Origin of the sequence: Jiella soli (genome assembly GCF_020615385.1) — a bacterium.
GTDB lineage: Bacteria > Pseudomonadota > Alphaproteobacteria > Rhizobiales > Rhizobiaceae > VKMB-3413.
This window is the reverse complement of sequence record NZ_JAJAVB010000002.1, coordinates 505,735-518,582: the sequence shown is the minus strand read 5'-3', so window position 1 is coordinate 518,582 and position 12,848 is coordinate 505,735. Positions and strand designations below refer to the sequence as shown.

General features: G+C 66.8%; 10 protein-coding genes. 7 read left to right on the top strand and 3 right to left on the bottom strand.

Annotated features, from left to right (window positions below; genetic code table 11):
* Position 1: 1 nt before the first annotated feature.
* From LH400_RS02760 to LH400_RS02730, 7 genes are all read left to right on the top strand, one after another.
* Complete coding sequence (locus LH400_RS02760) at positions 2-1,261, top strand: ABC transporter substrate-binding protein (protein ID WP_229151103.1); 1,260 nt, start codon at positions 2-4, stop codon at positions 1,259-1,261.
* Between the two features lie 17 nt (positions 1,262-1,278).
* On the top strand, positions 1,279-2,187 hold the full coding sequence (locus LH400_RS02755; RefSeq protein WP_229151102.1) for a carbohydrate ABC transporter permease: 909 nt from the start codon (positions 1,279-1,281) through the stop codon (positions 2,185-2,187).
* Positions 2,187-3,071 carry a carbohydrate ABC transporter permease gene (locus tag LH400_RS02750; protein ID WP_229151101.1) on the top strand — a complete coding sequence of 295 codons (885 nt, stop codon included), beginning with the start codon at positions 2,187-2,189 and terminating at the stop codon, positions 3,069-3,071. Before LH400_RS02755 ends, LH400_RS02750 begins: the two co-directional genes overlap by 1 nt.
* A 28-nt stretch (positions 3,072-3,099) precedes the next feature.
* The gene (locus tag LH400_RS02745; RefSeq protein WP_229151100.1) at positions 3,100-4,053 is read left to right on the top strand and encodes an SIS domain-containing protein; all 954 of its coding nucleotides are present in this window, start codon (positions 3,100-3,102) and stop codon (positions 4,051-4,053) included.
* A 52-nt stretch (positions 4,054-4,105) separates the two neighbouring features.
* Positions 4,106-5,185, top strand: coding sequence for an ABC transporter ATP-binding protein (locus LH400_RS02740; protein ID WP_229151099.1), 1,080 nt, complete (start codon positions 4,106-4,108; stop codon positions 5,183-5,185).
* Positions 5,186-5,569: 384 nt separating this feature from the next.
* Positions 5,570-7,285 carry an efflux RND transporter periplasmic adaptor subunit gene (locus LH400_RS02735; protein WP_229151098.1) on the top strand — a complete coding sequence of 572 codons (1,716 nt, stop codon included), beginning with the start codon at positions 5,570-5,572 and terminating at the stop codon, positions 7,283-7,285.
* Complete coding sequence (locus LH400_RS02730; RefSeq protein WP_229151097.1) at positions 7,282-10,548, top strand: efflux RND transporter permease subunit; 3,267 nt, start codon at positions 7,282-7,284, stop codon at positions 10,546-10,548. The genes LH400_RS02735 and LH400_RS02730 overlap by 4 nt, the downstream gene beginning before the upstream one ends.
* 54 nt (positions 10,549-10,602) lie before the next feature.
* Here LH400_RS02730 and LH400_RS02725 read toward each other — a convergent pair whose 3' ends face one another.
* Genes LH400_RS02725 through LH400_RS02715 form a run of 3 tightly spaced genes read right to left on the bottom strand, consistent with a single transcriptional unit; the run spans position 10,603 to position 12,841 of the window.
* Positions 10,603-11,544 carry a phosphatidate cytidylyltransferase gene (locus tag LH400_RS02725; RefSeq protein ID WP_229151096.1) on the bottom strand — a complete coding sequence of 314 codons (942 nt, stop codon included), beginning with the start codon at positions 11,542-11,544 and terminating at the stop codon, positions 10,603-10,605.
* Positions 11,541-12,158 carry a lysophospholipid acyltransferase family protein gene (locus LH400_RS02720; RefSeq protein WP_229151250.1) on the bottom strand — a complete coding sequence of 206 codons (618 nt, stop codon included), beginning with the start codon at positions 12,156-12,158 and terminating at the stop codon, positions 11,541-11,543. The genes LH400_RS02725 and LH400_RS02720 overlap by 4 nt, the downstream gene beginning before the upstream one ends.
* 2 nt (positions 12,159-12,160) lie before the next feature.
* A complete protein-coding gene (locus tag LH400_RS02715) occupies positions 12,161-12,841 on the bottom strand; it encodes a CDP-alcohol phosphatidyltransferase family protein (RefSeq protein ID WP_370638321.1) in 681 nt (226 codons plus the stop codon).
* Positions 12,842-12,848: the final 7 nt, after the last annotated feature.

Genomic DNA, 12,848 nt, shown 5'->3' with positions numbered 1-12,848 from the left:
GATGAAGAGACGTAATTTCCTGTCACTCATGGCGGCCGCCAACGCCGCGTTCATCGTTCCCTCGCTGACGCAGGCCCTCGCGGCTTCCGGCGACACGCTGACGGTGCTGCTGCCGCCCTGGGGCACGATCCCCAAGCAGATGACCGATCGTTTCGCCAAGGAGACCGGCATCACGCTGAACATCCAGACCATGGGCTGGGACGACATCCGCACCAAGGTCGTCACCTCCATGGTCGCCCAGACGGCGCCCGCGCAGGCGACGGAAGTCGACTGGTCCTGGGTCGGCCAGTTCGGCGCGGCGGGGTGGTACAAGCCGCTCGACGAGATCTCGGCCGACACCGTCTCCGACATCCCGACGGCCGAGATCTTCAAATATGACGGCAAGCTCCTGGCGCTGCCCTACAACAACGACTTCCGCATCCTGATCTTTAACAAGGCCCACCTCGAAAAGGCCGGCATCAAGGCGGCTCCGAAGAGCCCCGAAGAGTTGCTGGACCAGGCTAAAGCCATCAAGTCCGCCGGCGTCGCCGACTATCCGATCGGCCTGCCGCTGTCGGCGACGGAAGGCACCGCGACCGCCTGGTATCTCCTCACCATGGCCTTCGGCGGCGATCTCTTCGATGAAGACTTCAAGCCGCTCTTCACCGACAAGGATTCCGGTGGCTACAAGGCCCTGCAATTCGAGGCGGACGCACTGAAGGCCGGCCTGATCGACCCGGCGGCGACGGGCCTGAAGGACGTCGAGATCCAGGAACTGTTCAAGAGCGGCAGCGTCACCTTCGACGTCGCCGGCTGGGCGGGCAACCTCGCCGTCTACAGCGACAAGGACAAGTCCAAGGTCGCCGGAGACGTGGACGCCGCGCTGATGCCGTCGACGAGCGGGAAATCGCGCACCTTCGGTCTGCCGGAAGCGATCGGCGTGCCAACCTCGGCGGACAATCACGAGGCGGCCGTGACGTTCATCGAATGGATGGCGAAGCCGGAGAACGAGATCGAGATCTACAACACGCTCGGCGACCTGCCGCCGCGACTCAGCGTTCTTGAGCAGCTCAATAACGAGGGCAAGCTGTTTGCCGGCGACAAGCTCCTCGCCCAGGCGAAGACCGTCGAACCCCTGTTCAAGCAGGGCACGCCGGGCTGGTATCCGGAATTCTCCAGCGCTGTCGCCAGCGCCATCAACCAGGTGGCGAAGGGCCAGATCTCGGTGGACGAGGCCGTGGCCCAGATGGCCGACCGGGCCGAAGCCGCAAAGAACCGCTGAGAAAGGGCATCGGCCGCATGGCAACGGATGTGACCACAGCCAGGCGGCTGGCCTTCGGCAACGGCGAGGCGGCCCTCGGGCTCGCCTTCGTGGTGCCGATCGTCGTGATCATGGGGGGGCTGGTGTTCATGCCCCTCGTCACGACGATCGTCGACAGCCTGTATCGCGTCGATCCGATGCGGGCCGGCGAACCCTTCGTCGGCCTGAAGAACTATGCCGACCTCGCGGCCGATTCCAACGTCCAGACGGCGTGGGCGAATACGCTCGCCTACGTCGCCATGGCGGTGATCCTCGAGACGGTGGGCGGTCTTGCCGCCGCGCTGCTTCTCAACTCCGTCCGCCATGGCCGGCAGTGGCTGCTTGCGGCGGTCGTCCTGCCCTGGTGCCTGCCGCCGGTGGTGAACGCCATCGTCTGGATGTGGATCTACAATCCGAGCTACGGCCTCCTGAACCACGCCCTGATGTCGCTCGGCGTCATCGACACGCCGCAGGTCTGGTTCAACGACCGGGGGACCGGGCTCTTCCTGATCACGCTCGTCCATGTGTGGCGGATGATGCCGCTGACGGCGATCATCCTTCTCGCGGCGCTCCAGAGCATCCCGAAGGATCTCTACGAGGCCGCGAAGCTCGACGGGGCGGGCGCCGTCAAATCCTTCCAGATGGTGACGCTGCCGCTGATCTCCGGGGGGCTCGCAATCGCGCTCAGCCAGTCGACGGTGTTCGCCTTCAATCTCTTCGACGAGGCCTGGATCATGGGCGGATCGGGCCTGGGGACGCGGTCGGTGATCATCCAGGTCTACATGTCGGCCTTCCAGAACCTGCGCTTTTCCTACGGCATGGCCCTGTCGCTCCTGGCGATGATCGCCTCGCTGATCGTCTCCCTGATCTACGTCCTCAGGGTCTATCGCGAGACGAGGATGGATTGATGAGCGCTCAGACATTTGATCGCGGCGGTCTCGTCCGCCTGCTGGCCAAGGCCTTCGCCATCCTCGTCCTGGTGCTCTGGTCGCTCGGCCCGATCTACTGGGCGCTGGCGACGAGCCTCACCCGGCCCGACGAGCTTGTCTCGCGAACGCCGCACTTCTTCCCACCGCACGTCACCTTCCAGCACTATGCGCGGCTCTTCGGCGGCTCGAGCGTCTCGCAAGGCAACACCGTGCAGTCGGTCTGGCCGGAATTCTCCGCCGCGCTTTTGAACAGCCTCGTCACCTCGCTCGGCGCCACGGTCGTCACCGTCGCGATCGCAGCCTTCGGCGCCTATGCCTTCGTGCGCCTGCGGTTTCCCGGCCGCAACATCCTCTTCATCCTCGTCGTGGCGACGATGGCGATCCCCGCCTATACGGTGATGATCCCGCTCTATCGGCTGATGATCCAGCTCGGCCTGATCGACACCTATGTCGGCATCACGCTGATCTACACCTCGGCCTTTCTGCCGCTGGCGCTCTGGCTGATGCGCACAGTCTACCAGGCCATGCCGATCGCGCTCGAAGAGGCGGCCTGGCTCGACGGCGCGGGGCGAATCTACACCCTCGTGCGGATCGTCCTGCCGCTCGCCGCACCGGGGCTGATCGCCGCCGCACTGCTGACGTTCCTCAATGCCTGGGGGCAGTTCATCGTGCCGCTGGTGTTCTCGCCGACGCTCGCGACCAAGCCGCTGACCGTCCTCATCCCGGAATTCGTCACCCGCAACTATGTCGACTACGGGCTGATGAACGCCGCCGGCATTCTGGCGATCATTCCGCCGATCGTCCTGGTCATCTTCCTCAACCGCTATCTGGTCAGCGGGCTGATGGCCGGCGCCCAAAAATAACAATCAGAAACTCGATAAGGAGCAGGTGATGAGTGTCACCGAGCGCGTCATCCACGAACAGTTCCCGTTCTGGAAAAAGGCCCTGACATTGGAACTGCCGAAACTCGACGGACGGACGATCGTCTTCGTCGGCTGCGGCACCTCCTACTATCTGGCGCAGACGCTCGCCGCCGCCTTCAACCTGAACGGCCGCTCTGCCCTCGCCGTCGCTGGGGCCGAATGGATCCTGCATCGGGGAGCCTATGTCGGCGACAGGACGGATCTTACCGTCGTCGGCCTGTCCCGCAGCGGCGAATCCACCGAGACGGTGCGGGCCCTTCGCGAAAGCGCGGCTGCCGGCATGGACACGCTGGCGATCACCTGCGCCGAAGACAGCGCCGTCACCAAGGCGGCCGCCAAGTCGGTCTTCATCGAGACGCATGCGGAGGAGGGGGTCGTCATGACGTCCTCGGCCAGCCTGATGCTGCTCGCCGGATTGCGGATGGCGGGCGTTGAACTCGACGAAAGCGTCATCTCCGACGCCCGAGCCGCCCTTCAGGCGATCGAGGCGAACGGGCGGCGCCTCGTCGATGGCCGCTCGCACTTCGTCTATCTCGGCGCGGCGGCGCTCTTCGGGATCGCCGCCGAAGGCGCCCTGAAGCTGCAGGAGATGAGCCTCAGCTACTCGCAGTTCTTCCACCCGCTCGAATACCGGCACGGTCCGATCAGCCTCGTCGATGATCACACGCTGGTGGTGCTGCTCTACACGCCGGCAACGCGCGAGGAGGAAGAGCGGGTCGCCCGCGACGTCGCGGACAAGGGCGCTGCGGTCATCGGTTTCGGCGGGGCCGGCGATCTGAGCATCCCTGTCGGCGGAGAGGGCCTTGCCCGCGCGCTGGTCATGCTGCCGGCCCTGCAGCTCTTCGGCGAGCAGGTGGCGGCGACGAAGAACATCGACACGACAGCGCCGCGGCACCTGACCAAGGTCGTCACGCTCGCCTGAACGGGCGCGATCCGGCGATAGCCACAATCACGCAACATCCCGGAGGGCGCCGATGGCCACCGTCGAAATCAATCGCCTCAGAAAGGCCTATGGCAAGGTCGAGGTCATCCACGACGTCGACCTTGCCATCGCGGAGGGCGAATTCGTCTCGCTGATCGGCGCCTCGGGCTGCGGCAAATCGACCCTGTTGCGGATGATCGCCGGCCTCGAGCCGATCACGGGCGGCGAGATCTCGCTCAACGGACGAGTGATCAACGCGGTGGCGCCGAAGGACCGCGACATCGCTATGGTCTTTCAGAACTATGCGCTCTATCCGCATCTCACGGTCGCCGAGAACATGGGCTTCAGCCTGCGCCTGAGGAACGTGCCGAAGGCCGACATCGCGCCCGCCGTGCGGCAGGCCGCGGAGCTGCTGGGCCTAGATCCCTATCTCGGCCGCTATCCGAAGGAACTCTCCGGCGGTCAACGCCAGCGCGTCGCGATGGGGCGGGCGATCGTGCGAAAGCCGCAGGTCTTCCTGTTCGACGAGCCGCTCTCCAATCTCGACGCCAAGCTGCGCGTCCAGATGCGCAGCGAGATCCGCACGCTGCAGAAGCGCCTCGGCACGACCCTGATCTATGTGACGCACGACCAGATCGAGGCGATGACGATGTCCGACAAGGTGGTCGTGCTCAACGCCGGGCGAATCGAGCAGGTGGGTGCGCCCCTCGCGGTGTACGACCGTCCCTCCAATGTCTTCGTCGCGTCCTTCATCGGCTCGCCAGCGATGAACATGTTCGAGGGGACGCTGCGACGGTCTGGCGGCGAGAGCGCGGTCCAGACTGGCGATCTCCTCGTTCCGTTGCCGGGTCACAGCTCTGCCGCAGACGGCACAGATGTCGTTCTCGGGGTGAGGCCGGAGCATCTGGAACTCGGCTCCGACGGCGCCGGCCACCCGGTCTTTCCGTTCCGTGTCGAGCTGGTCGAGCCGACCGGGGCCGAATTGCAGCTGCATGGCCGGATCGGCACGACGCCGGCCGTTGCGACCTTCCGCGGACGGCTGCCGGTGCGCGAGGAGGAAGTCGTCAACCTCACCGCAGATCCCCGGAACTTCCATCTCTTCGACAAGCTGAGCGGCGAGCGTCTGAACTAGCCGGGCGAGAAGACCGAGCGTCGGGAGCGGCGCATCGGTGGAGGACGCAGGAGGCCGCGCCGGAGGTTGCCTGGCAGATCTTCCCCCCGCCGAGAGGAGGCGGCGGTGACGTCGTCCCTTGTGCGTGATCCAGCGTGAAGTTCGTTCCGGCTCCCGAGCGGGCAAGGACGCCAGGCGCAATCGCTTCTCCGAAATGGCCCGCGGGCAGCGTCAGACGACCCGACGTGACACCCATGGCCGGATCCAAGCGCTTCCGTTCACGGGGGCGTCAACGGCTTGGGTTCTGTCTCCGCCGCCATATGTCTGCCGATCATGCCGAGAGACACACCGGCCGAAGCGATCGTCAGTAAAGCGTCTGGGATCTGGATGAAACGAAACTCTGCCTTGGGGCGACTGGCGGTCGCGCCGTGTCTTGCTGCCGCGCTCGGTGCGGTTCTTCTGACGGGAAGCCAGGTTTCGGCCCAGGAGCAGTCGGCCCAGGGGCAATCAGGTCAGGGCGGCCAGGAGCAATCCGCCGCCTCGACCCTCGATCTGCCGCTGATCGGCAAGATCGAACTGCCGGGCTTCCTCTCCTTTTTGGGCTCCAGCGACGGCGGGAACGGCCAGGGCGGCGCTGCCGGGCAGGGTGGAGACCCGCCGCCGCCAGCCGTGATCACCCAGAGGGCGGAGCTTCAGTCGGTCGGCGATCGGTTCGAATTCATCGGCCGGATCGCAGCGATCCAAAAGGTCGCGGTCCAGGCGCGCGTCGCCGGCTATATCGACAGGGTTGCCTTCAAGGGGGGCGAGGCGGTCAGGAAGGGGGATCTCCTCTTCCAGATTCAGACCGCCCAGTACGAAGCCGAACTCGCCGCTGCCAAAGCCCAGCTGTCCGGCGCTCAGGCGCAGGTCAATCAGGCACGGCGCAGCCTCAACCGCAACAAGGAACTCGCCCAGACCGGCACGGTCAGCCAGTCGACGCTGGACGACGCGCAGGCGAGCTTCGAATCCGCTGAGGCCAGCCAGCAGCAGGCCGCGGCCGCCGTGCAGCAGGCCCAGCTCAACCTCAACTACACCACGATCGTCGCGCCGATCGACGGGACGATGTCGGCGCCGCTGATCACGGCCGGCAACTACGTCTCGGCCACGAGCGGTCCTCTCGCCAATCTCATTCAGCTGGACCCGATCTGGGGGATCTTTCCGATCGGCGAGGGCCAGTTGATCAACTGGAAGAAGCTCGGCATCGGCAATTCCCAGCAGCCGGCGGTCGAAGCGCAGGCCGGCGAGAGCGCCGGCGGCAGCGACGGCGGGGATTCGCAGCCGCAAGGGGCGGGCGGCAGGCAGGCGGATAGCACGTCGCCCGACACCGCCGAGCCGGTCGATCCAGCATCGAAGAGCGGAGAAGAGGCGGAGGCACCCTCGGCGAGCGGCTCGGCCGCCGAAGGCCCGGAAGGGCCTCCCGCCGGCGCCGAAGAGGTCGGGGGCCGCGATGACGGCGGTGATCGGGCCGCCAACGAGGCCGAGGACTTCGTCCTGTCGCTGATCCTGCCGAACGGCTCGAAATACCAGCCGAACGGCTCCTTCGACTTCGTCGACAACACCGTCAGCGCCACCACCGGCACTATCGAGACCCGCATCCGCTTTCCCAATCCGGAGGGCTATCTCCTGCCGAACCAGAACGTCACGCTGGTCGCCACGCAGAAGGATCCGCCGCGCCTGCCGGTGATCCCGCAGGCGGCGGTGCAGCTTTCGCGCGACGGCCGCTCGGTCCTGATCGTCAAGGAGGACGATACGATCGAGCGGCGGATGATCACGCTCGCCGCGGAGGGCGGATCTGAGGGAACGCTCGAACCCGGCCAGGTCGCGGTGACGAGCGGCCTTTCGGGCGGCGAGAACGTGGTGGTGCGCGGGGCGATGACGCTGAAGGAGCGCCAGAAGGTGTCGCCGCGGCCGGCCGGCCGGCCCGCTGGGGGCGGCAATGCCGAACCGGCGGCGACGCCATCCGGGCAGGGCAGCTCGGCAGCCGGCCGGGATGGCAGCGATGGATCTCGGAAAAGCGGCACGGCGGCCGCCGGCGGAAATACCGACGGGAACAGCGCCGCCGGCGGAGGGTCCGCCGAGTGATTGCCGACATTTTCATCCGCCGGCCGCGCCTTGCCGCCGTGGTTTCGGTCGTCATCGTCGTGGCCGGGCTTCTCGCGCTCTTCACGCTTCCGATCCAGCAGTATCCCAACATCACGCCGCCGACCGTCAGCGTCTCCGCGAACTATCCGGGGGCGGACTCGACGGTTCTCGCCGAGGCCGTCGGCGCGCCACTCGAACGGGCGATCAACGGCGTCGAGAACATGACCTACATGTCCTCGACCTCGACCGATTCCGGCAATTATTCGCTGTCGATCACCTTCGACATCGGGACCGACCCCGACATCGCCCAGGTGAATGTCTCGAACCGCGTGCAGCTGGCGACCTCGCAGCTACCCGAGGCAGTGACCCGGCAGGGCGTGACGGTGCGCACCCGCTCGCCGAACTTCCTTCTAGCGATCGCCTTCTATTCGACCAATCCCGATCTCGATCCGATCCAGTCCGGCGCCTACCTCTCCACCAACGTCGTGCCCGCGATCCAGCGCATCGAGGGCGTCGGCGATGCGCAGGTGCTCGGACCCTCGGACTATGCGATGCGGATCTGGACCGATCCGCAAAAGATGGCGGCGCTCGACGTGTCGGCCGCCGATATCGCCAATGCGATCCAAGCGGAGAACCTGCCGGCCTCGACCGGCCAGATCGGCGCGTCCCCCGCGCCGGACGGCCAGGCGACCGTCTATACGATTACCTCCAAGGGGCAGCTTTCCTCGCCCGACCAGTTCGCCAACATCGTCGTCAAGACGGGCGACAACGGCGCGATCCTGCGCATCCGCGACGTCGCAAGGGTGGAGCTCGGCGCGCAGAGCTACGCGGTCAACACCTTCGTCGGCGACAATCCCGGCCAGACGATCCAGGTGAACCAGGCGCCCGGCGCCAATGCCATCCAAACCGTCGCGGCGGTGAAGGCCGAGCTCGAACAGCTGAAATCGAGCTTTCCGGCCGGGCTGAAGTACCAGATCATCTACGATTCCACGACCTTCGTGCAGGCGACGATCGAGGAAATCCTCTTCACCCTCGGCATCACGGCGCTGATCATCGTGGCCGTCGTCTTCGTCTTCCTGCAGGACTGGCGATCGACGCTGATCCCCGCTCTGGCGATCCCGGTCTCGCTGATCGGCACCTTCGCCATCCTCCTGGTGATCGGCTTCACCATCAACGTCATCACGCTCCTTGCCCTGATCCTCGCGATCGGCCTCGTCGTGGACGACGCGATCCTGGTGGTCGAGAACGTCCAGCGCAACATGACCGAGCGCGGCATCGACCGGGTCGAGGCGGCGCATGTCGCCATGAGCGAGATCACCGGACCGATCATCTCGACCACGCTGGTGCTGCTCGCCGTGTTCGTGCCGACGACCTTTCTGCCGGGCCTGACCGGCCAGCTCTACCGCCAGTTCGGCATCGCGCTGTCGGCGTCGATCCTGTTGTCCTCGCTGGTCGCGCTGACGCTGACGCCGGCGCTCTGCGCCATCCTGATGCGCCCGCCGGGCCGCGCCCGGGGCCCGTTGCGCGCCTTCAACTGGGGCCTTGCCAAGGCCCGCAACGGCTATGCCCGCACCGTCGCGTTTCTGGTGCGGCGGGTCGCCCTGGCGCTCCTCGGCCTCATCGTCGCGATCGGCATCGCGGTACTCAGCTACACGAGCCTCTCCTCGACGCTCCTGCCCACCGAGGATCAGGGCGCGATTCTGTTCGACGTCTCGCTGCCCTCGGGCGCCTCGCTGCAACGCACGACCGAGGCGATGCTGGAGGTCGGCGACATCATCAAGCGCACCGACGGCGTCGAGGCCTATGTGCTGATCCCGGGCTATTCGATCCTGACTTCCGCGCAGATCTCGTCGGGCGGCCTCGGCATCATCACGCTGAAGCCCTGGGGCGACCGCAAGAATCTGTTCCAGATCCTCGGGCAGTTGAGCGCGCAGTTCTCGCAGATTCCGGGCGTGACGGTCGCGGCCTTCCCGCCGCCGCCGATCCCAGGCCTCGGTTCGGTCGGCGGCTTCACCTTCGAGATCATGGCGCAGAAGGGGCAAGACCCGGGCGAGGTGGCGCAGGTCGCGCGGTCCTTCGTCAGCGCCGCCAACCAGAGGCCGGAGATCTCCGGCGCGCGGACCAGCTTCTCGGCCGACGTTCCGCGGCTCTATGTCGACATCGACCGCGACCGCGCCGAGACGCTCGGCCTGTCGGTCTCCGACATCTATTCGACCATCGGCTCGGCGATGGGCGAGAACTACGTCAACCAGTTCCTCTACCAGGGCCGCGTCTACCAGGTGCGCATCCAGGCGGACGCGCCGGCCCGGTCGTCGCCGGCGGACATCTCCAAGCTCTACGCCAAGAACAGCAGCGGCGAGATGGTGCCTCTCTCCACCGTGGTGAAGGTCTCGACGACCTTCGGCCCCTATACGCTGCCGCGCTACAACCTCTTCACCGCGCCCGAGATCAGCGGCAATGCGGCGGAGGGCTACTCGTCCGGCGCGGCGCTGACGGCGCTGCAGGAGGTGGCAGAGCAGACCCTGCCGGACGGTTACACCTACGCCTTCTCCGGAACGTCCTATCAGGAGCGGCAGGCAGGCTCCGTCACCTATCTCGTCTTCGCGCTGGCCTTCGTCTTCGCCTATCTCTTCCTCGTCGGACAATATGAGAGCTGGCTGCAGCCGCTCGCCGTGATGCTCTCGATCGGGGTGGCGGCGGCCGGCGCGACGACGGCGCTCCTGATCTTCGGCCAGAGCTCCAACGTCTATTCGCAGATCGGCATGGTGATGCTGATCGGGCTGGCGGCGAAGAACGCCATCCTGATCGTCGAATTCGCCAAGGAGCGGCGCGAAAGCGACGGCATGGAGATTACCGAAGCGGCGGTGCTCGGCGGCGAGCAGCGCTACCGGGCCGTGATGATGACGGCGCTGGCCTTCGTGCTCGGCCTCATTCCGCTGGTCACCGCGTCGGGCGCGGGCGCGGCCTCGCGCAATGCCATCGGCTGGGCGGCGATCGGCGGGATGGTCGCCGCGACCTTCGTCGGCATCCTGATCGTGCCCTCGCTCTTCGCCTTCTTCGAGCGCATCGCCGAGGGCCGCAAGGGCAAGCTCTGGGGCCGCGAGAAGGACCGCTCGCAGGAGGGCGGCAAGGTCGAACGCGCCGACAGGCCGGGGATCTCGTTCCCCTGGCAGAACCGCGGTCGGCGCGACGCACCGGATCGCGACGTCGGCGACGATGATGCGCCGAAAGACGGAGGCGATGCGCGGACGCCGGGGAAATAGTCCGATCCGGCGGCGCTTACGCCTGCCCCTCCGGCCCGGTGGCCGGGGCGATGATCATGCGGCGAAGAAATAATTGGTCAGATGGAAGAAGATCGGCGCCGCGAAGGTGACCGAATCCATCCGGTCCAGCGCCCCGCCATGGCCCTCGATCATCGTTCCCCAATCCTTCGCCCCGAGCGAGCGCTTGATCGCCGACAGGACGAGCCCGCCGCAGAAGCCCGCGGCGACGATCGCAAGAGCCATGGCGCCGGCCTGAAGGGGGCTGAAGGGCGTGATCCAGAAGAGCCCGGCGCCGATGAGCGTCGCCGACAGGCCGCCGCCGATGAGGCCTTCCCAGGTCTTGGCCGGCGACACGCGGGGCGCGACCTTGCGGCGCCCGAACAGCTTGCCGAAGACGTATTGCAGGACGTCGGAGAGCTGGACCACGGTGATCAGGAAGAACAGCCAGAGCGCGTTGTCGCCTTCGTGACCTGGGATCTTCAGCACCAGAAGCGCGGGCGCGTGGCTGATGCAGTAGACGGTGAGCATCAGCGCCCACTGCACCTTCGCCGTCCGCGACAGGAACGCTTCGGTCTCGCCTGCGATCACCGCCAGCACCGGTAGAAGGAGGAAGGCGTAGACCGGTATCGCGATCGAGAACAGCGATGGCCAGTCGGTCCAGATCAGCCAGTATTGCAGCGGGATGAAGACGTAGAACGATACCGCGACCGATCGGTGATCGGCCGGCCGCGTCGGCGTCAGCGTGATGAATTCGCGCAGGCAATAAAAGGAGACGAGCGCAAACAGCACGAGCGTCACGGCCCGGCCGAACAGGAAGGCGACGGCGAAGATCGCCACCATCAGCCACCAGGCCTTCACCCGGTCGTTGAGATTGCGGACCGTCGGCAGCAGCGCCGGATCGCGAATGCGCCGGGCGAGGATCGCGCCGGTGATCGATCCCGCGGAGAGGATCGCAACGACGCCGACCATGAGAATGAGGACGCGCGGGTCGATCATCGTTCCGATCCCGCGGGTTCGGAGAGCACGCAGACGGCCCGACGCGCGCGCTCGAGAAAGTCCGATTTCGTCTCGCCCGGCCCTGGCCGCAGCGGGGCGCCGAACCGCGCCGTGCAGCTGATCGGGGCGGGCAGGATCGCGCCCTTCGGAAAGGCGCGCGACAGATTGTCGAGAAAGACCGGAACGAGTTCGACGCGCGGAAACGCTTCGGCGAGGTGGAAGAGCCCGGACTTGAAGGGCCCCGGCAGCGGCTCGTTCCCGCGCGTCCCCTCGGGAAAGAGGATCAGCGATCGCCCCTCGATAAGGCTCGCTCTGACCGGGGCGAGCGGGTCGCTCTCGCCGCTCCGCTTGCGGTCGATGAGCACGCAGCCGAGGATTTCGAGTGCGATGTAGCGGCGCAGGCGGGTCTTGCCCCAATAGTCGGCCGCGGCGACAGGCGACGTCATCGTCCGCAGCGGGGCTGGCAGCGCCGCCCACATGACGATCGTGTCGAGATGGCTGCCGTGATTGGCGAAGTAGATGCGCTGGTCGAGCGTCGGCTGGACGCCGATCCAGCGACCATGCCCGCCGATCAGGAAGCGCGTCAGCGCGAGCAGGACCTGCCTCAGGAACATCGTCACGGCAAAGGCCTGTCTGCGCCCCCAAGGCTCACGGGGCGTCTCAGCCCCTCGGCCTGGCGGGCGAGCCTGCGGACGACCGTGACGGCAGTTCCGCTCGCCACGACGGCGAGGGCGATCGCTGGCAGAAACGCGCTGCCGCGTATCCAGCCCTCTGCCGCGGCGAGGATGCAGGCAAGCGTCAGGACGGCCATGCGATGCGGCTTTGCCATCGGGCCGCGGAAGTCGTGGGGCAGGCCCACGCTCACCCCGAGCAGCCGGACATAGGCCGTGAGCACAGCCAAAAGCGCCGCCAGCCAGCCAAGCCAGCCAAACCCCGCCGCATAGCCCATGGCGACGAGAAACAGGCTGTCCTCGATCCTGTCCGGGGCCTCGTTCCAGAGCGAACCTGTCGGCGCGCCGCGACCGCCCTCGACCGCGACCAGCCCATCCATCATGTTGGCGAGGAGCCTCAGCTGGATCGCCAGCCCCGCGACGAGCCACAGCCATGGATGGCCGGGCGCTGCGATCATCGCCGCCGCGCCGCCGGCCGAAAAGAGGATGCCGGCAAAGGAGATCTGGTTGGCCGACAGCGGGGTCTTCAGCAGAAGCGCCAGAAGCCTCGCCGCCCAGCCTGTGCGCCGCGACTTCAGCGGTCGTCTCGCGGCATCCTGGGGTGGTGGTGTCGGCGCGGCATCCATCGAGCAT

Bases quoted from the DNA above. Each gene is read 5' to 3' on its own strand.
- LH400_RS02740 (WP_229151099.1), top strand. From the start codon at position 4,106: ATGGCCACCGTCGAAATCAATCGCCTCAGAAAGGCCTATGGCAAGGTC.
- LH400_RS02745 (WP_229151100.1), top strand. From the start codon at position 3,100: ATGAGTGTCACCGAGCGCGTCATCCACGAACAGTTCCCGTTCTGGAAA.
- LH400_RS02715 (WP_370638321.1), bottom strand. From the start codon at position 12,841: ATGGATGCCGCGCCGACACCACCACCCCAGGATGCCGCGAGACGACCG.
- LH400_RS02720 (WP_229151250.1), bottom strand. From the start codon at position 12,158: ATGTTCCTGAGGCAGGTCCTGCTCGCGCTGACGCGCTTCCTGATCGGC.
- LH400_RS02760 (WP_229151103.1), top strand. From the start codon at position 2: ATGAAGAGACGTAATTTCCTGTCACTCATGGCGGCCGCCAACGCCGCG.
- LH400_RS02755 (WP_229151102.1), top strand. From the start codon at position 1,279: ATGGCAACGGATGTGACCACAGCCAGGCGGCTGGCCTTCGGCAACGGC.
- LH400_RS02725 (WP_229151096.1), bottom strand. From the start codon at position 11,544: ATGATCGACCCGCGCGTCCTCATTCTCATGGTCGGCGTCGTTGCGATC.
- LH400_RS02750 (WP_229151101.1), top strand. From the start codon at position 2,187: ATGAGCGCTCAGACATTTGATCGCGGCGGTCTCGTCCGCCTGCTGGCC.